The organism is Limnobacter sp. MED105 (assembly GCF_000170915.1).
GTDB lineage: Bacteria > Pseudomonadota > Gammaproteobacteria > Burkholderiales > Burkholderiaceae_B > Limnobacter.
Genome location: NZ_ABCT01000001.1, coordinates 378,417 through 396,687 on the forward strand (window position 1 = coordinate 378,417; position 18,271 = coordinate 396,687).

The following is an 18,271-nucleotide window of genomic DNA, read 5'->3' on the forward strand; positions in this document are numbered from 1 at the left end:
TCAAAACACTATGGCACTGAAAAAAGTAAATCTGAGCGACGTCACCGTGCTGATCCGCACGCGCAGGCGCGAATTGGGCCTCACCCAAAAACAATTGGGCGAGAGGCTTGGTATTGATCAGCGCACCGTGTCTTCTCTGGAGAAGAATCCGGGGTCGATCAGCGTGAACCGCCTGTTCGCTGTGCTGGATGCCTTGCAGGTCAGCCTATATTCCTCCACCGATCCTCGCGATGAAAGCAGCCTGGCCCGCCTCACTGTCGACCAGCTTTTCCGAAACGCAAAAATAGTCTGAACTTCACTTTTTCAAGGCCGGGTGCTCACCCCATCACCCGGTAGTCATCACCCAAACTGATTCAATTCGCCGAAATCCAGGCTGGCAAGTAACTTCGCACGGTTATTCGCCCGCGCTGCTTTCATGGATTTCGTTCAAATTCCCGTTTTTGGTCAATCGGTAAAGCCTGGTTTGGGGCTGCGTTTTCGTGGCAACTATTGGGCGTTCTTCGAAAAACGCACCGAACTGTCACCCTGGTTGGCCTTGCACCGCGAGTCGATCAATGACACTGAACTCGATGAACTAATGCTGCATGGGTTTCCGCGCACGCGCACCGGCGAAACCGTAGATTGCAAAGTGCTGACCCACTTTGGCCTGGTGCAGGGCGACTTGTATGCCGATGGTTTTTTCGTGGGCCGTAGCGAAGGGCAGCGTACAGCAGCATTCACGGGCGATTTGCTGGTGGTGAAAATACCGCTGACAGCCAACCCGCAAAAAGACCTGCTCAACCCCAACAGCATTTACTGGACAGGCGAAGCGAAACTGCGGGCCCACGCCGCTGGCAGTACTGAATACGAACGCGGAAAAGCACTGGTTGAAATGGCCACCATTTTGCTGGCCCGCTGGCGCGAGCATGACGCACAAAACCTTGAGTTCAAGGCGAAAAACCGCATTCATGAACTGTGGGAAGAAGGCAAAGCCGTAGGGCAGGGTGCTGGCGCCGCTGCCATGGGTTTTATCGAAGGTTTGTGGAGCTTGATCAAGATCAGTGTTGAGTTCACTGTGAATGCGGTAAAAGCCACCTGCAATGGGCTTGAAACCCTGATCAATTCCAACTTTGCGCAAATTCAGCAAATGTTGGTGGGTGCGGGCATGACGACCTACAACACCGCGCAAGAAATGATCTCTGCCCTGAAAGAAGGCATGCGCCTGTTCAACCTGATTGGCTCCGATCGCCTGTTGCGCACAGGTCTGTGTGAATTTCTGGATGGCTATTCCGAAAGCGTGCCCCACCTGCGGCGATTGCGCAACGCAGCCACCGTGGTGGTAGCCATTGGTATTGAAGTGTTGCTGGCCTTGGCTACTTTTGGCGGAAGCCTTGCCGTGGGCGTAGCGCGAGTGGGTGCAAGGGTTGCAAACGGTGCCAGCAAAGTGGGGCCATTCACAGTGGCGGCAATTCGCCACCTGGCCAACTACGCCAAAGCAGTTGAAAAGGCGCAGGCCTCCAAACTGCGTGCAGTCGATAGTGCGCCCCCCAGCAACCGATCTTCAAAAAACAGCACCACCACTGCGGCGGCAAAGTCAGCTGAGCCCGGCAAACCGGCAGCGAGCAATACACAGGGTGCAAACACACCCAAGGTGGCCGACACCAGAACAGCTGGCGAGCCCATCAGCATGGTCAATGGTGAAGAATTGCTTCAACTGCTCGATTGTTCCATGCCCGGCCTGGTGGGCTTGAATTGGCAGCGTACTTACCGCAGTAGCCTGGCCGAGCAGGGCTTCAATGTGGGGCTGGGTGCCGGTTGGGCGCACCCTTTGAGCCAGCGTATTGAAGTGCACGCGGGTAGCCTGAACGGCGGCTTAAACTACATCGATGAAGAAGGCCGCACCGTTTACTTCAAGCCTTTGAATGTGGGCCAAAGCTGCACCAACACCAGTGAATTTTTAAGCCTGACCCGCACCGCAGAAAAAACCTACCGCCTGCAAGCCAGCCATGGTTTGGGTTTGGCCTGGCATTTCGAGTGCATTGAAGGTGGCAGTGATCGGAATTGTGTTCTGGTTCGAATTGAAGACGCATTTGGTAACACCCTTCGCATTGACTACAGCGAAGGCAAGGCCACCCACCTTTACAGCAGCCAAACCACTTGGGCCTTGGGCTACAACGAACAAGGGCTTGTGTCGCAAATTGCACAGATTGGCGCAACCCAGATCGGCGTGGAGCAGCGGGTGTTGGTGCAATACCGCTACAACCCACAAGGCCAACTTGTTGCGGCAACTGATGCAGCCGGTTTTGAAGAACTTTACGCCTACAACGCGCGAAATGTACTGGTGCGGCGCACCCTGAAAAGCGGCTACAACATTCACTTTGAGTGGGAGCAAGTGGGCGAACAGTCGCGTTGCACCCGCCAATGGGGCGACCCCATTGAAGGCAAGCCCACCTACCACTATCGGTTTGAATGGGACGACAAACACGTTGCGATTGACAGCCGCGGTGCCCGCACTGAATACCAGTTCAATGCACAGGGCTTGCCGGTGCTGGAAAAAGGCCCGGAGGGGGGCGTTACACGCACCCGCTACAACGCCAACGGGCAGGTGTTGGAATGTGTGGATGCCCTGGGTCACAGTGAAAAGTTTCAGTACAACAGCCAAGGCCACTTGGTGGGCTACACCAACAAGCTTCGGCAGCTGCACAGGTTTGAAGTTGACGCACAGGGGCAGGTGTTAAAGCACATCAATGCAGCAGGCCATGTGCGCAGCAACACGTACACATCTGAAGGCCTGTTGGCCAGCCACACCGATGCCACAGGTGCCACCACACGTTACCGCTACAACAACCTGGGCTTGTTGTGTGAAATAACAAACCCATTGGGCCAATGCACGCGCATGTTGTACAACGCGCAAGGCCAGGTGCAGGCACAAATCAATGCGCTGGGGCAAGGTAACACCTACCAGTTCGATGCATGGGGGCGGCTGGCCAGCGTTACCAACCCGCTGGGGCGAAGCGCCTACTACGCCTATGACTTGATGGGGCGATGTACCCGCGCCACCAATCATGAAGGCTTAAGTACCGAATACGCATACAGCCCACTGGGCCAGCTTGAACGCATCACCGACCCCACCGGCCGCAGCACGGTGTACGAATACGCCGACAAATTAAGCCAACCCACTGCACGAATTGATGCACAAGGTTTTACGCTGCGCTACCGCTACGACACTGAACGCAACCTGATCGAGCTGCTAAACGAAAATAGTCAAAGCTGCCGTTTTGAATACGACCTGGCCGAACACCTGGTCAAAGAAAGCGGCTTCGATGGCCGCGTACAAACCTACCAGTACAACCTGGCGGGTCATCTTGTTGAAAAGCAGGAATGGGGTGTTTGCGGGCAAGCGCCTTTGGTTTACACACGCTACACGCGCGATGCCCTGGGCCGCTTGCTACAAACCCGGCACAGCGATGGTGAAGAAGCCACCTTTGCCTACTGCCCACAAGGTCCATTGATTCAGGCCAATAACTCGAACCGCAGTGTTCAATGGGAAGTAGACGCCGAAGGCCGCGTGCTCGCCGAGCTTCAAGGTCAACATCGAGTTGAGCACCAATACAACCCGGCGGGTTGGCTCAAGCAAAGCAGTTGGGGATCCATGGGCGGGTTGCCTTCAGGTGTTTTGGGTTACCAATACAACGCATTGGGCTTGATCGGCGAAATCAACTTCAACGGCGAATTGCTGGCGCAGTTTGAACGCGACATGCTAGGCCGTGAAGTGGTGCGCAAGCTGGGTAATCAGGTTCACACCCAAAGCCTGTACGATCCCCAAGGCAGGCTAGTCGGGCAGGTCAATCGTCGTGAAAAATCCAGCGAACTTTCACCCACAGTTTCAAGAAGGCGCTACTGCTACAACCAGCGTAACCAACTGGTACGCATTGACGACCAAGGCCACGGCACCAGCCTGTACCACTACGATTTGCTCGATCGCCTACGTGTCGTCGAAGGCCCCGCACCTGAAGCCTTCCTCTTCGACCCCGCAAGCAATTTACTGGAAGCACTCGTTGGACAAGAGGCCACCGATGCACAAGTCAACAAAGCCCTGCCAGAGCCCAGCAGTCCCAATGCCCGCCGCCCACAACAAACACCCGGCAACCGGCTAAAGCGCCAGGGCAACAGGCGCTTTAATTACGATGAACGTGGCAACCGCATAGAAGAAATCATCGAGCGTGGCGCGCGCCAAGGGCAGGTAACGCGCTACAGCCACAACGCCCAAAACCAGCTTGTTGAAGTGAACGTTGCGGGGGTTGTAACCCGCTACACCTACGACGCACTGGGCAGGCGAATTTCAAAAAGCAGTGAACACGGCAACACCATTTTTTATTGGAATGGTGATGTGCTGTTGGGTGAAATCAACAGCGGTTTTGACCACGAGCAAAATCGCCCCAGCCGCACTTATTTGTTTGAACCCTTCAGCTTCAAGCCGCTTGCGCTGGTTGAAAACGGCGAGGTGTTTCACTACCACACCGACCACATTGGCACCCCGCGAGAAATCACCAACGCGAGCGCTGAAGTGGTGTGGTCCAGCACATTTAAAACCTACGGTGCATTGGTATTGGCCCACGTGAACGAAGTAGAAAATCCACTGCGTTTCCAAGGGCAATATTTCGATTCAGAAACAGGGCTACACTACAACAGGCACCGATACTACGACCCCAACTGCGGCCAGTTCACCACGCAAGACCCCATCGGATTGCTGGGTGGAATGAATACCTACCAGTACGCGCCGAATCCGATGACATGGGTTGATCCGTGGGGGTTGAGTTGTAAAGATCAAGCAAATTCAATCGAAACAAAAAGACAGCTTGAACGGCTGCCCGATGACCTAGCTGGTACGTTTGAAGGGGGACGTTATACTTCTCGAGTTCTAGAGGAGGATCAAGTTCTACACAGGGCTGGAACAGCGGACAGACCTCTGGGTCAATTTTTTTCAAAAGATGCTCCAGTAAGTGAAATTCAAACTCGCATTGATAAAGCGGTGCTACCCGAATGGCCAGGCGGCGCAAAATCACCAATAGACACTGGTTTTAAAATAAAGATTCCTAAAGGTACTACTATTCACACCGGACGCGTGGCTTCGCAGGGTGGGCACTATGTGGGAGGTACCCAGCAAATCGTAATTCAGAAGCCTTGGTTGGTTGATGGAGTTGAAGTTTTAGAAAGTTGGCCTCTAAAGTAATTGAGATAAAAATGAAAAGTACAGAATTGATCTTGCAACAGCTTATAACTCTGCTCGAGAAGTCAGAGGAAACCAATTGGTCGGTATCCTTGCGATCTTTGATGCTGGCTTTGAATCAGTGTGCAAACGATTCTGAAAGAAACTACGTTAGAAGCCAACTCAAACGTATTTTTGGAGGAATGGGCTCATTTTCAGATCTCGTTCTTTATAAAAATGCCAGGGTTTTGGTTGTCGAGAACAACCAGTTAGAAACATTAAGGCGAGCTTTATACGAATCTTTGAAATGAAAAAATCTGATTGGTACGTATCAACATTGTTTGAGTTGCGTTGCTTATACAAAGGGAGGCATGCCAGAGATAGTTGTGGATCAGTTCCCTATCGGCAGCTATTCGGCAAATACAATTGGAGTTAAACCATAATGAAAGAGAAGGATATTTTTTAGATGATTACGAGTCATATCGACTTTTTGAAAATGAGTCTGGGGAGCTTTTTTTTGCTGTTTTATGTGGCGGGGTAGGTATGTTCGAGGCCAAGATTAAGCTGAGCAAAGAGGAGATCGAGAAGTATCAATCAGGGGGGCAAAAGTATTTAAAAGTATTGGCGGAGGACATTCGTCATAACACGTCCAAATATAGTGTTCGATTTGTTGCCTGATTTTCGAACCAACTGCTCCGGGTACTCGCTTGTGATTTTTCCATTGGTCAATCCCACGATTTAAACAACGTCTCAAACTAGTTACGCCATTAGTACCAGTCAACTCCCCCCTCTTCCCACTCGTTATTACCTCAACCGCAAACACCTCGAGGTAGTACCCATGAAGCCGTTCATCGCCTTAACCGCCACATTCACCGCATTTGCATTCATTGCACCCGCATGGGGCGGTGGGGACTATGGGTACTGGGATCGCAGCAAGCAAGAATATTGGGACGGCCCTTGTTTGGTCAAAATTGAATCCAAGCCGTATGAGTACAAAAAAGAAGTGAAGTGTGAAGACGGCTTTTCGCCAGTGGCTGATGCACCGTGGAAAGAGGAATATCGCGACGGGGAATGCAAGGTAAAACGCGAAGCGAAGTACGACGAGTTCAAAGAAGAAATCAAATGCCGTTGATTTTCTTCAGGCTGCCGCGAAGTGAAAGCATAGTAGTGACCACACTGGCAGGCGCAGTATCACTCATACCCATGGCACGCATGCACTTTTCCAGCCAGTCAGGTTTGTCCAATAATTTACCAATTGCTTTTTCAAGGTCTTGCTGAATACTCTGGCCGTAGGCAGTTTCAGCTTTGGCAAGTGCTTTCGCAAACACGTCAAAACTCGGCTTCATCATGGCAAGGTCAATCAAGTCGCGATTGAATACACCCTCATCAGCCCAGCGGTCGGAATTCGCCAGCAATGTGCTTGCAAGCAAGTCGGTATTCATTAGGCGAAGTACTTGCTCAATTGCCTGGTGGTGTGTGCGTTTAAACATTCAGGCTCCGTCCTTCGAACCAGGTTCAAACTTCGCCCGCAGTTGCTCGATCAACTGTTGTTCATCCGCAGTTGTTTTCGTTTCATCAATGTGCCGCCAGTTGCGCACATAAATATCCCAGGCTTGCTGGGGGGTAATCGATTCAGCCCCCTGCACATGCCAGGCAAGCGATTTCAATTGAGGGTAGTTACCCAAAGCGATCACTTCAGGAATCGGCGCAGTTCTATCATCACAAGCACTCACAATTCCGCACCTTAATCCTAGTGCGGCCACAGCAGCCCAATAGGCACCCGCTGCTACAGAGGGCTCTCCCAGCTCAATCCGGTGCAGGGTGGTACGTGAAAGGCCTGCAGCCAAAGCCACCGCCTCGGCACTTAATTTGTTGGCTTTGCGGTGTCGCTTGATTTGCTGCCCTAGAACAAGCAATTGCTCTCGAGGACTGGCAGTTTGTAAATTGAACTTGGCTGGCATAGTGTTTCTCATTCTATACAAAAATAGAATTTTGTATACAACCAGAAACAAATTGTTGCTTATTCCACCGAGAAACTCGACCCACAACCACAGGTACTTTTTGCCTGCGGGTTGTTGAACACAAAGCGTGACGCCAGGGTGTGGGCTTCGTAGTCGATGGTGGTGCCTTCCAGGTAGGGGGCGCTGACCTGGTCTACATAAATGTGAATATAGGGGTTGATCTGCACCAAAATATCGTCCTCGTCCGTTTCCTTGGCAAGGTCGATTTTGTATTCAAAGCCGGAACAACCACCACCCTGCACATACAGGCGGATCATCGCCGGTTTGTGCATATTGTCCCGCAAATCCAGAATGCGCTCTTGGGCCGCGTCGGTCAGGGCAATGTTACAAGTGGGTGTTGCTGCTTCAGTGGTCATGTCAAATCAGGTCGGTTTCCGCTTTCTCGGTCTCACAGCTGGAAATTCTCCAGGTGCCGTCCGGGCGCTTCTGCAACACGTAGTATACGTTCCAAAGCGTTTTCTGGCGGTCAATCATTTGCACCGCGTGTAGTGCATTCATTCCATCTGTTTCAAACTTCACAAAGCGGACTGAAGCGGGGCGGTACACCACATCGTAGCCGTCGCGCACCATTTGCATAAAGGTGTCGGCATCGCCAAACATGGTTTGAATATTGGGGGTTGCGTAGGAAAAGGCCTTTTGGCCATCGCCTTGTTGAAAGGCTTCGAGTTGGGCTTCAATCACTGCCCGGGATTCTTGCTGGTCTGTGGCTTCATCAGCTTGGGCCATGCTGGTGGTAAATGCCGCAGCCAGGCCCGCTGCAAAAAAAACCAACCACAACTTCCAAATTTTTTGTCTGATGCTGCTTTCTTTGTCCAAGGTTTGTTTACGCCTGGGAACTTCATTGACTTGATTCGGCATTTACCAACTACCTCCAATGGAATCAATCGCTTGGCGTTCAAGTTTGCCACGAACTTTCCTGCTGAACAAGATACTTTGTGCCACTACGCCAAAACCCGCGCCCAGCTTTGTTCAGCGCCTGTTCAAGCTGAAACATTTCTTTAAAAAAATACTCACAACCCTGTAACACGGCGGCCAGACAATCCGTGAGTCTTAAACGGAGGTCGAGATGTCATCACTAACCAAAAAAGAAATGGAAGTTCTTTCCAGCCCCACATTCCAGCAAATCATCAACCAGCACTTGGAAAACCCCTCACGCCGCAATATTTTGAAAGGCTCAGTGGGCGTTGCTGCTTTGGGCTTTCTCGGCCTGGCAGGCTGTGGTGGTGGTGACGGTGCAGTGGCCAGTTCCACTGGCGGTAGCACCCAGCTCAACGCAGTAGGTTTCACTTCAACCCCATTTAGCCTGGCTGATTCAGTTCAAGTTGCCGAGGGTTATCAGTTCCAGGTTTTGTACAAGTTGGGTGACCCCATCGCTGCTGGCGTAGCCGATTACATGAACGATGGCTCCGATGCAGCCAACAACCCATCCGAATTCCAGTTCCGCTCTGGTGATCACCACGACGGCATGTACTTCTTCGGTTTGGGATCTAACAACGCCTGGGATCCCGAAGAAAGTACCCGTGGTCTGCTGGTAATCAACCATGAAGCGATCACCCCCGAGTATTTGCACGTCAACGGCCCCACCAGCGTGGCTGGCGTTCGCGATGCAAACGAAGCATTGAAAGAAATGTACATTCACGGTGTGTCAGTGGTGGAAGTACGCCGTGGCAGCAATGGTCAGTACAGCGTGGTTCAAAACAGCCTGTTCAACCGTCGCGTTCATACATTGACCGACATGGAAATCAGCGGCCCGTTGCGTGGCAACCCATTCATGGTTACCAAGTACTCGCCAAACGGTACACGCACACGCGGCACCATCAACAACTGTGCAAGCGGTTACACCCCATGGGGCACCTACCTGGCCTGTGAAGAAAACTGGGCCGGTTACTTCGGCAACAGCAACAACGCTGGCCGCAGCAACAATGAACTAGCCTCAATGCGTCGTTATGGCGTGCGCACTTCTGGTAACGGCCGTGAGGGCTGGAACACAGCCAGCGAAGTTGGCCAAGTGGGCGAGCCATTCAGCCGCTGGAACGTGGGTATTGTGGGCGCTACCGCAGCCGACGACTATCGCAACGCCGCCAACACCTACGGCTGGAACGTTGAAATTGATCCGTTCCGCCCCAACAGCACACCCAAGAAGCGCACTGCCATGGGCCGTTTCGCCCACGAAGGCGCATGGGTAGGCCCCGTAGAAGCTGGCAAGCCAGTTGTGTTCTACATGGGTTGCGATTCCCGTTACGAGTACATTTACAAGTTTGTATCGAATGCCAACTGGGACCCCGCCGACATGATGGGTGGCCTGCAAGCTGGCGACAAGTATCTGGACGACGGCAAGCTGTACGTGGCCAAGTTTGATGCTGACTTCACTGGCGACTGGATCGACCTGGCCAGCGTAGCTGACGGTACAACAATCACTGCAGTACGTGGTTCTGGCTCCTTGAGCACCGCTGCGATCACCTACACAGTAACCGATTCCAATGAGAAGTATTGGAACACACGTTTGTTGGCCGATATTGCAGGTGGTACGCCTATGGACCGCCCAGAATGGGGTGGCGTGAACCCACGCAATGGCGAGGTCTACATGACCCTGACCAACAACACCAGCCGTCGTGTAGCAGACCCAGCCAACCCACGCGTCTACTTCGACAACGACACCGATGGTGATGGTATTGGTGATGCCGGTTCACAAGGCAACGTAAACGGCCACGTGATCCGCTGGCGCGAAGACGGCAGCGAGCCAGCCGCCGTTGGTTTCTCATGGGACATCTACCTGTTCGGCGCTGAAGACGACGACATCAACAACCCGAACGTTAACTTGTCAGGCCTGACCGAAGAAAACGTACTGTCCAGCCCCGATGGCTTGTGGTTCTCCCAAAAAACCGGTGTGTTGTACATCCAAACCGACGATGGCGCATTCACAGACACCACCAACTGTATGTTGGTTGCTGCTGTACCCGGTGAAGTGGGCGATGGCTCGGAAGTGGATGTTGACAACACTGCGGGCGGAGCAGGTACGGTACGCACCAAGGTGGGTGCCGTGGGTACACTGCGTCGCTTGTTGGTAGGGCCAATCGAGTCTGAAATTACTGGTTTGACTGAAAGCGGTGACGGCAAAGCCCTGTTCATCAACATTCAGCACCCAGGTGAAGATGGCTCCAACGCTGCGCCTACAAGTTCCTGGCCTTACCCGCTCACCGGCGGCGGCTTTGGTAACCCAGCGGCTGGCGTAATGCCAAACGCAGGCAACCGCCCACGTTCAGCCACCATTGTGCTGACACGCATTGATGGCGGTGTGATTGGCCAGTAATTAGCCAATCAGCAGGTAGCAGTAATTAAGTAGTACCAAGTCACCCCGCAGTGTGCACGCACTGTGGGGTGAATCCGTTCTGGAGCTTCAAGGGTAAGAACATATAGCCGAAGGGGCTTCTAAAAATCAGGGGACAGATGTGAAGTTGTATGTAAAGGTTTCCACATCGCTGATGTGTATTTTTGGTTTTGCGCAATTGGCGAATGTGCATGCGAACCCGCTTACCGCCCCGGTCACCACCACAGCCACGCCCACCCCCATGCGTTGGGTTGTCAACATGGGCGATCAAGCACAGGGCACTGCGCCCGCCGGTATGTTGCAAACCTTGCAAAACACCCTCGGGGTTTCGGTACGCATGGTTCGCCCGCTGTTGCAGCCCAACAGTTATCTGGTTGAAATGCAAAGCCTGCCTGTGTTGGGCAGCTTGCAAACACCCCAGGCCATTCGCGCGGCACTTCAAGCCTTGCCGGGCGTGCGTTTTGCCAGTCCCGATATTCAGTTGCAACGCACGGCAGTGCCCGCCCCGAACGACGGCGCCTATTCTGTGAACCAAGCCAGCTACATGCACACCGGTGCCTATGCCTCGTTGCGCATGCAAGACGTGTGGGAACAAACCCGTGGCAGCAGCAACGTGGTGATCGCCGTACTCGATTCTGGCGTGTTGTTTGAAAACCCCGAATTGAAAGGGCGCTTACTGCCCGGTTACGACTTTGTCAGCAACGTCACCCCGCCCACCGGTACTCGAGAAAATGGCACAGTATTCGACTCGGGTTCCAACGATGGCAACGGCCGAGACCCCGACCCCTCTGACCCCGGCGATGCACCGCCCCCAGGTTTTAATTGCCCCGATGGTTCAACCACCAGCTCCTGGCACGGCACCACTGTGGCCTCAGTGGCAGCCGCGCAGTCTAACAACGGGCAATTTCTGGCCGGTATGGACTGGAATGCCAAAGTACTCCCAGTGCGGGTCTCCGGCCGGTGCGGTATTGCCACCAGTTCCGATATTGTCGATGCCTTTTACTGGGCCACCGGTTCCGGGCGTGTTGACCCCACCATTGGCGTGAACCCCAACCCGGCCAACATCATCAACCTGAGTTTTGCGACTGACACACCTTTGTTCGGCGGCGGTTGCGCTGCTAACGACATGGTGGCCCTGGCCATTGCCGATGCGCGTGCGCGCAATGTGTCGGTGGTGGTATCTGCGGGCAATAATTCTGGCGGAGCCGTGCAATACCCGGCCAACTGTGCGGGCACCATTGCGGCAGGCGCAGCCGAGCAAGACGGTCAACTGGCCAATTACACTGCCAGGGGTGCAGGCACAGGCTTTGTTACCCTGCACGCGCCAGGCAATTCCAGCGGCTTGTATGTGGGGGCCAGCAACACGGGTGGTTCTACACCCAATGCCAACGGCAGCACCGCATTTTTGTTTGCAGGCACCAGTTTTTCAGCCCCCATGGTTGCGGGCGCCATTTCTTTGCTCAAGGCAATACGCCCCAGCCTTACCCCCAGTCAAGTTGACAGTTTGCTCAGCAACAATGCCTTGGCCTACCCAGCCAACGCCAGCAATGCAAGTGGCTTGTTCGGCCGCCTTGAGTGCACACCCACAAGCTGTGGTGTGGGTTTGCTGAATGTTCTGGGCGCAGTTCAGGCAGCCCGTTCACTGGCCAACCCCTTGCCAGTGGCCAATGTGCAGCAATCGGCTGTGGTGGCCGGCAATGGGCCGTTTGTGCTGGATGCAGCCTTGTCTAGCAACAGTGCGGGTGGCAGTTCCAACCTCACATTCAGTTGGCAGCAAGTGTTTGGCAACCCGGTTGTGTTGGCAGGTACCAGTACCAGCGCCTTACAAGTGCAGTCTGGCTTGGCGGGCAATATTGCTGAATTTGCACTCACCGTAACCGACACTGCCACCAACCGCAGCAACACCAGCGTGGTTCGTCTGGCCAATTCCGCTGTCAACGAGCGCACCTTCACCCCTAGCAGCACCGGCGGGGGTAGTGGTAGCAGCACCGGTGGGTCGGGCACGGGTACTTCAACGCCTGCACCCGTGGCCGCCAGTTCGGGTGGCGGCGGTGGTGGGGGCGCGCTGGGCTTGACCGGATTGTTGGGTATGTTGATGCTGTTTGGGGTTTGGCGGCAAAGGCCCGGGGTTGCCTGAAAAAGTTGGGATAGAATCGGGATTCACTTGGTCATACCTCAACCGACAATCAGCCAAGAATCCAAATGCCCAGCCCAGTACCGCAGCATCAAGAAAACACCACCCTTCGTTGGGAATATGCGTCCGTAGTTGGCATTTTGGCCATCTGGATCAGCATGTTGAGCCTCAAAATCGGGGTCGGGCTTATTGCAGGCCTCGCCATTTTTGCCCTTACACGGTTTACCCGCCGCGGTTTTGTGCACCTGCTTCAACCCCACATCAACAAATTCAATGGCGCTTTCATGCGCGGCCTGTTTGGCTGGTTGCCCACCTTTTTAACCACGGCCGTGGTGGCCGCAGCCGTGGTGCTATTGGGCATTGGCCTAAACAGCGGGGTGCGCTTTGTGCTGGCCACCATGACCCAGCAAGGCCCACAACTGGTTGAGGAGGCACTGCGCAACCTGAACTCGGTTACAGCAAGCCTGCCCCAAGCCATTAAAGAACACATACCCGGCAAGCCCAGCGAACTGTTCCGCATGATCAGCAAAGACGACAGCGACTTCGTGGGCTACATTCGCAGTTTTGGCGGCGCCAGCTTCTTCATTTTCCTGCAGTTTGTATTCGCCCTCATCCTGGGTGTTTCAGCGGCGCTCATGGTGCCAGCCCCTGTGGCGGGCGGCCCGGCCAAACCCTTGGCCGACGCCTGGTTGCAAACCCTTGAAAAGTACGTGCGCTGTTTCACCCTGCTCATGGGCGCACAGGTGTACGTCAGTATTTGGAACACCTTCTGCACGGCAGTTTTCATTTACGGCATTTTGCCGGCATTCGATGTGGTACTTCCCTTCCGGGAACTGCTGCTGATGTTCACCGCCGTGGCCAGCCTTATTCCCGCGGCTGGCAACATCATGGCCAACACCCTTATTCTGGTGCTTACCATTCGCTACGGCGTGTTTGTGGCCTTGGGGTCGGTGCTTTACCTGTTCATCATTCACAAGCTTGAATACTTTGTGAACGGCTACATCATTGGCCGCAACGTGCGCGCCAGCGTGCCTGAAATGCTCATCGCCATCATTCTGGGCGAAGTGGCTTTCGGCTTGCCAGGGCTGATTACCGCGCCGGTTACTTACGCATTCCTGAAAATGCACTGGCAACGGTGGGGGTGGGTTTGAGTTTTCTTCAGCGAATCAACCCAGCCTGGTTTTTGGCAGGGGCGGCGTTTTTTTTGCCGATTGCCCCTGGCCCAAGCAATATTTTTCTGCTGTTGGCACTCATCGCATCGGTGGCAGTGCCAGGTTTAAAATCACGTCTTAATGTAGCTATGCAGCAGCCGCTGCTTTTGCTAGGCGTGTCACTGGCCAGCCTGCTTTGGATTAGTGTTGCGTGGACCAAAGGCAGTGTTGACGATTCCATGCACTACCTGAGCAAATATTCAACCTTGCTCATGGCGCCCTTTATATTCGGTTTGTTTCTTGTTTATCCCAAAGCAATCCGGCAGGTGCTGTTTGCCTTTGTTCTCTCGGCCTGGCTAACCTTGTTACTCTCGTACGGAATTTGGCTCGAAGTGCCGGTGTTGCTGAATGCGTTTCCGCTGGTGGATCCCTCCTATCCCACAGTTTTTAAACTGCACACCACTCAATCCATCGTGCTGTGTTTGGGTTTGTATTTTTCTTGGGCCTTGGCAATGGGTGAGGCAAACCCCGCCAGCAAAAAGAAGTTACTTGCCTTGGCCGCAGTTTTCACTGTTCTCACTGTGTTTAATCTTTTGAATATGACGCATGCCCGCATAGGCTATGTGTCGCTGGTACTTCCACTGCTTGTTTATCTGTTCATGAAATTCAGCTGGAAAGGTGGCCTGATCGCCCTTGCAATTGCTGCAATTGTGGCCAACGTGGCTTACTTTGGTTCGGAAACTGTGAGTAGTCGTGTCGATAAAACATACAACGAAGTGGTCAATTGGAGTCCTGACAAGTACGAAAACACCGACATGGGTGCCCGCTTAAGCTGGTGGCACATCAGCCTGCAAATTTTCCGGGAACATCCTGTTGTTGGCGCTGGCGTGGGTGCTTACCCATCCGAATTTTTAAAACATGCCCAGCCCATGGGCGTACCTCCTCACAACAACCCACACAACCAGTTCTTTTTGTTGTTGACCCAAATTGGGTTGGTAGGGCCTTTGTTATTTCTGGCTATTTTGATCGCACACTACCTGTCCATCTATCGGCTGACGGAGCCCGAAAGGTTGGCCAGTGCAGCCTTGTTCGCAGTGTTTGCTTTTGGTAATTTATTCAATTCTTTCTTGCTCGACAGCGCCGAGCGCACGCTTTACATGATTCTGGTTTCCGGGTTTTTGGCAGCAGCTAACCATCAAGCGAGCGACAGCTAAATGGTCACCATCGGTATTCCGATCTTCAATGCAGAAGCCACCCTTCTGGAAACAGTGCAATCGGTCCTTGCCCAGACAGTGAGCGACTGGGAACTCATCTTGATTGATGATGGAAGTCGCGATCAATCATTGACCATCGCCAAGTCGATTCAGGATCCAAGGATTAGAGTGTTATCTGACGGCGTCAACAAAGGCTTGCCTGCGAGGCTCAACCAGATTGTTGACGAAGCAAAATATGAATTCGTCATGCGAATGGATGCAGATGATTTAATGCATCCCCAACGTCTGGAAAAACAACTAAAGGCGTTGCGAGAGAACGATTCGATCGACTTGGTGTGTACCGGTCTTTATTCCGTTACCAATCAACTTGAGCTCAAAGGGGCCAGAAATTCGATCATTCCCCACCCACTCACCCTAGAAGATGTGGTTCATGGCCGTTGTCAAATTGTTCATGCTTCAATTCTGGTCAGAAAATCCTGGTACTTGAGGAATCGCTACAATCCAGCTTCAAAAAGGATTGAGGATTATGAGTTGTTTGTAACTGCTGCCAGTCGAGGAGATCTTCGTGTCGAGGCGCTGAATGAATATCTTTATATCTATCGAGAAGAAGGCAATGTGCAATTCAGCAAACTTAAGCATGTCTATCTCAGCAAGTTCAAATTTATTACATTAAGTCGCCAACTGAATATACCGGTTTGGCTGAGATTAAGTTTCGGTATTTTGCAGTTGTCCAAGCTGGTAATTGCATATGGTTTGCACTTGCTTAAATTGAATCGTTTAATGTTGATGCTTCGTGGAAATTCACCAGTATCTCCTCAACTACAAAATGAGCTGAACGAGATTCTTGGCAAAATAAAAAGGGCATCGCATGAAGCCTAAGCTATTGTTGGCCGTAGCCTCACCACTCACCATCGATGCATTCTTAATCACACACCTCAAATACCTTTCGGAGCAGTTTGACATCACCGTCATGTTCCCGAATTTGAACAACGAATGGCAGGCGTTCATCGAGAAACACCCTGCATTGTCCTCCCTTGGGTTTGTTAATTTGCCCATACGCAGAAAACCCTCTCTCTTCAGCGATCTGGCCTGTTTGCTGACCATGGCCCGTCTGGTTCGCGGGTTGGCACCTCAAGTCATGCTCACCGTCACGCCAAAAGCAGGCCTGTTGGGTTCCTTGTCAGCATGGCTTAACGGTGTTCCTGTGCGCGTTCACATTTTTACTGGTCAGGTCTGGGCTACCCGCACAGGGTTTGTCAGGTTTGCCTTGAAGGCGCTTGATCGCCTTATCGCCACCATCACCACGGCCCCCTTGGCCGACAGTCAAAGTCAAATTGATTTTCTCGAAAGTCAGCGCATCGCTCCCAAGGGGCGCATACGTTGCATTCATCAAGGCTCCATTTCTGGTGTTGACTCTCAGCGCTTTTCACCATCGGCTGTCAATTTACTTCCCGTGCGTCAAAAACATGGTGTGCCCGAAGCCGATATTCTGTTTGTATTTGTGGGACGTTTAACCCGTGACAAAGGAATTGGTGAACTGCTTCAGGCATTCGAGCAGGTCAACCAACAATTCGCCGCTTGTTCTTTGCTGGTTGTTGGGCCAGATGAAGAAAATATGGAACAATCTGCAGCGCCTCACCCCAAGGTTCGGTTTGTGGGTAAAACCAGTCAACCCGAGGCCTACATGGCCGCGGCAGATGTGTTTGTTCTGCCCAGTTACCGGGAAGGTTTTGGAACCGTGGTCATCGAGGCTGCTGCCTGTGGTACACCCACTGTCGCCACGAATATTTATGGCCTGTCCGATGCCGTAGTAGATGGGGAAACAGGATTGTTGGTGCCGGTACGCGATCAAAACAAACTTGCAGAAGCGTTGTTGTTTCTGGCTGCAAATCCTGAAAAGCGAACACTGATGGGTGAAGCAGCGCGGCAACGAGCACTGGTTCAGTTCTCCCAACATGCTGTGTCCACATTTCTGGTCAATTATCTGGTGGCGCAGCCATGAAGCGACTATTCGATGTAATCGTTTCCTTGTCCGTATTGGTCGCATTTAGCCCAATTTTGCTGCTTGTGGCGTTATTGGTACGTACAAAGCTGGGAAGTCCAATCTTTTTCACTCAAATTCGTCCCGGCTTGCACGGCAAACCTTTTAAAATGGTCAAGTTTCGAACCTTGACCGAACAAAAAGACGAATCGGGTCATTACCTGCCCGATGCCGACCGTTTAACCTCATTTGGCGCATTGTTGCGCTCTACGAGTCTGGATGAACTGCCCGAGTTGTGGAACGTTCTCAAAGGTGACATGAGCTTGGTAGGGCCCCGGCCCTTGTTGATGGAATATTTGCCTTTGTACACCCCCGAGCAATACCGGCGGCACGAGGTTCGGCCCGGGGTCACAGGTTGGGCGCAAATTAACGGTCGCAATGCAATTGATTGGGAAACCCGCTTTCAGCTTGATGTGTATTACGTCGATCATCAATCGTTTTGGTTCGACATGAAAATTATTGTCCTCACGGCAGCCAAAGTGTTGAAGCGCGAGGGCATTCAGCAAGAAGGACAGGCCACGGTCACCAAATTCACCGGGTCAGGAAAAAATTGATATGGCAAATTTGATTGGTGTTTACGGAGCGAGCGGTTGCGGCAGGGGTGTCATGCCTTTGCTTCGTGCACAGCATGCGCAAAGCGCCGAATTGGTGTTTGTCGATGACAACCCACCCGCAGAAGCACTCAATGGTCATGCATGCCTTACCTATGCCGAGTTTTTAAAGCATTCAGCAGGCAGCAAAAAAGTGTGTTTGGCCATTGCCAACTCCGCCATTCGGGAAAAGCTCGCCCTTCGTTGTACATCCGACGGTATCGGTTTTGTGCAGGCGCGCGCGCACAACGTGGTTGAAATGGACGAAGTGGAAATAGCAGAGGGCGCGATACTGAGCCCCTTCGTGACCTTCACCAGCAACATCAAAATTGGCAAACATTTCCACGCCAATTTATACAGCTATGTAGAGCACGATTGCATCATTGGCAACTTCGTCACATTCGCACCCAGTGTTCATTGCAACGGCAATGTCGTCATTGAAGACCACGCCTACATAGGCACTGGCGCAATGATCAAACAAGGCTTGCCCGGCAAACCTTTGGTAATCGGGCGTGGTGCAGTGGTGGGCATGGGTGCTGTGGTTACAAAAAGTGTCCCTGCTGGTGCCGTGGTCGTGGGCAACCCCGCGCGGCCCAAGGTGTAA

The 18,271-nt window shown here is 52.8% G+C and carries 16 protein-coding genes; 12 read left to right on the forward strand and 4 right to left on the reverse strand.

Annotated elements, in window-relative coordinates; genetic code table 11:
• Positions 1–10: 10 nt before the first annotated feature.
• The 4 genes from LMED105_RS01800 (at position 11) to LMED105_RS01820 (ending at position 6,320) form a co-directional block, all read left to right on the forward strand.
• Entirely contained in the window at positions 11–292 is a 282-nt protein-coding gene (locus tag LMED105_RS01800) for a helix-turn-helix domain-containing protein (protein WP_008247601.1), read from the forward strand.
• Between the two features lie 123 nt (positions 293–415).
• The gene (locus tag LMED105_RS01805) at positions 416–5,212 is read left to right on the forward strand and encodes an RHS repeat-associated core domain-containing protein (RefSeq protein ID WP_008247616.1); all 4,797 of its coding nucleotides are present in this window, start codon (positions 416–418) and stop codon (positions 5,210–5,212) included.
• Between the two features lie 11 nt (positions 5,213–5,223).
• A complete protein-coding gene (locus LMED105_RS01810; protein ID WP_008247622.1) occupies positions 5,224–5,499 on the forward strand; it encodes a hypothetical protein in 276 nt (91 codons plus the stop codon).
• Between the two features lie 527 nt (positions 5,500–6,026).
• Positions 6,027–6,320, forward strand: a complete 294-nt coding sequence (locus tag LMED105_RS01820; protein ID WP_008247631.1) for a hypothetical protein — start codon at positions 6,027–6,029, stop codon at positions 6,318–6,320.
• Here LMED105_RS01820 and LMED105_RS01825 read toward each other — a convergent pair.
• From LMED105_RS01825 to LMED105_RS01840, 4 genes are read right to left on the reverse strand one after another with little or no spacing between them, the layout of a single operon-like run.
• The gene (locus LMED105_RS01825; protein WP_008247633.1) at positions 6,307–6,678 is read right to left on the reverse strand and encodes a hypothetical protein; all 372 of its coding nucleotides are present in this window, start codon (positions 6,676–6,678) and stop codon (positions 6,307–6,309) included. The genes LMED105_RS01820 and LMED105_RS01825 overlap by 14 nt on opposite strands.
• Positions 6,679–7,149 (reverse strand): helix-turn-helix transcriptional regulator, encoded by a 471-nt coding sequence (locus LMED105_RS01830; RefSeq protein ID WP_008247635.1) that lies wholly within the window; start codon positions 7,147–7,149, stop codon positions 6,679–6,681. It abuts the gene before it with no gap.
• A 59-nt stretch (positions 7,150–7,208) separates the two neighbouring features.
• Complete coding sequence (locus LMED105_RS01835; protein ID WP_008247649.1) at positions 7,209–7,565, reverse strand: iron-sulfur cluster assembly accessory protein; 357 nt, start codon at positions 7,563–7,565, stop codon at positions 7,209–7,211.
• A 1-nt stretch (position 7,566) separates the two neighbouring features.
• A complete protein-coding gene (locus LMED105_RS01840; protein ID WP_008247652.1) occupies positions 7,567–8,067 on the reverse strand; it encodes a DUF4864 domain-containing protein in 501 nt (166 codons plus the stop codon).
• A 208-nt stretch (positions 8,068–8,275) separates the two neighbouring features.
• On the opposite strand from LMED105_RS01840, the gene LMED105_RS01845 reads away from it, so the two are divergent.
• The 8 genes from LMED105_RS01845 (at position 8,276) to LMED105_RS01880 (ending at position 18,271) form a co-directional block, all read left to right on the forward strand.
• Positions 8,276–10,519 carry a PhoX family phosphatase gene (locus tag LMED105_RS01845; RefSeq protein WP_008247654.1) on the forward strand — a complete coding sequence of 748 codons (2,244 nt, stop codon included), beginning with the start codon at positions 8,276–8,278 and terminating at the stop codon, positions 10,517–10,519.
• Between the two features lie 139 nt (positions 10,520–10,658).
• Complete coding sequence (locus LMED105_RS16025; protein ID WP_156799476.1) at positions 10,659–12,674, forward strand: S8 family peptidase; 2,016 nt, start codon at positions 10,659–10,661, stop codon at positions 12,672–12,674.
• 65 nt (positions 12,675–12,739) lie between these two features.
• Positions 12,740–13,822 carry an AI-2E family transporter gene (locus LMED105_RS01855; RefSeq protein WP_008247656.1) on the forward strand — a complete coding sequence of 361 codons (1,083 nt, stop codon included), beginning with the start codon at positions 12,740–12,742 and terminating at the stop codon, positions 13,820–13,822.
• On the forward strand, positions 13,819–15,036 hold the full coding sequence (locus LMED105_RS01860) for an O-antigen ligase (protein WP_156799477.1): 1,218 nt from the start codon (positions 13,819–13,821) through the stop codon (positions 15,034–15,036). Before LMED105_RS01855 ends, LMED105_RS01860 begins: the two co-directional genes overlap by 4 nt.
• Positions 15,037–15,915: a glycosyltransferase family 2 protein gene (locus LMED105_RS01865; RefSeq protein ID WP_008247659.1), complete on the forward strand. Its 879-nt coding sequence runs from the start codon at positions 15,037–15,039 to the stop codon at positions 15,913–15,915. It begins immediately after the preceding gene.
• Entirely contained in the window at positions 15,905–17,038 is a 1,134-nt protein-coding gene (locus LMED105_RS01870; protein ID WP_008247661.1) for a glycosyltransferase, read from the forward strand. The genes LMED105_RS01865 and LMED105_RS01870 overlap by 11 nt, the downstream gene beginning before the upstream one ends.
• Positions 17,035–17,631 (forward strand): sugar transferase, encoded by a 597-nt coding sequence (locus tag LMED105_RS01875; RefSeq protein WP_008247663.1) that lies wholly within the window; start codon positions 17,035–17,037, stop codon positions 17,629–17,631. The genes LMED105_RS01870 and LMED105_RS01875 overlap by 4 nt, the downstream gene beginning before the upstream one ends.
• Position 17,632: 1 nt before the next feature.
• Positions 17,633–18,271, forward strand: coding sequence for a NeuD/PglB/VioB family sugar acetyltransferase (locus LMED105_RS01880; RefSeq protein ID WP_040512055.1), 639 nt, complete (start codon positions 17,633–17,635; stop codon positions 18,269–18,271).

Bases quoted from the DNA above. Each gene is read 5' to 3' on its own strand.
- LMED105_RS01880 (WP_040512055.1), top strand. From the start codon at position 17,633: ATGGCAAATTTGATTGGTGTTTACGGAGCGAGCGGTTGCGGCAGGGGT.
- LMED105_RS01845 (WP_008247654.1), top strand. From the start codon at position 8,276: ATGTCATCACTAACCAAAAAAGAAATGGAAGTTCTTTCCAGCCCCACA.
- LMED105_RS01820 (WP_008247631.1), top strand. From the start codon at position 6,027: ATGAAGCCGTTCATCGCCTTAACCGCCACATTCACCGCATTTGCATTC.
- LMED105_RS01810 (WP_008247622.1), top strand. From the start codon at position 5,224: ATGAAAAGTACAGAATTGATCTTGCAACAGCTTATAACTCTGCTCGAG.
- LMED105_RS01870 (WP_008247661.1), top strand. From the start codon at position 15,905: ATGAAGCCTAAGCTATTGTTGGCCGTAGCCTCACCACTCACCATCGAT.
- LMED105_RS01840 (WP_008247652.1), bottom strand. From the start codon at position 8,067: ATGCCGAATCAAGTCAATGAAGTTCCCAGGCGTAAACAAACCTTGGAC.
- LMED105_RS01865 (WP_008247659.1), top strand. From the start codon at position 15,037: ATGGTCACCATCGGTATTCCGATCTTCAATGCAGAAGCCACCCTTCTG.
- LMED105_RS01805 (WP_008247616.1), top strand. From the start codon at position 416: ATGGATTTCGTTCAAATTCCCGTTTTTGGTCAATCGGTAAAGCCTGGT.
- LMED105_RS01825 (WP_008247633.1), bottom strand. From the start codon at position 6,678: ATGTTTAAACGCACACACCACCAGGCAATTGAGCAAGTACTTCGCCTA.
- LMED105_RS01855 (WP_008247656.1), top strand. From the start codon at position 12,740: ATGCCCAGCCCAGTACCGCAGCATCAAGAAAACACCACCCTTCGTTGG.
- LMED105_RS01835 (WP_008247649.1), bottom strand. From the start codon at position 7,565: ATGACCACTGAAGCAGCAACACCCACTTGTAACATTGCCCTGACCGAC.
- LMED105_RS01875 (WP_008247663.1), top strand. From the start codon at position 17,035: ATGAAGCGACTATTCGATGTAATCGTTTCCTTGTCCGTATTGGTCGCA.
- LMED105_RS01800 (WP_008247601.1), top strand. From the start codon at position 11: ATGGCACTGAAAAAAGTAAATCTGAGCGACGTCACCGTGCTGATCCGC.
- LMED105_RS01830 (WP_008247635.1), bottom strand. From the start codon at position 7,149: ATGCCAGCCAAGTTCAATTTACAAACTGCCAGTCCTCGAGAGCAATTG.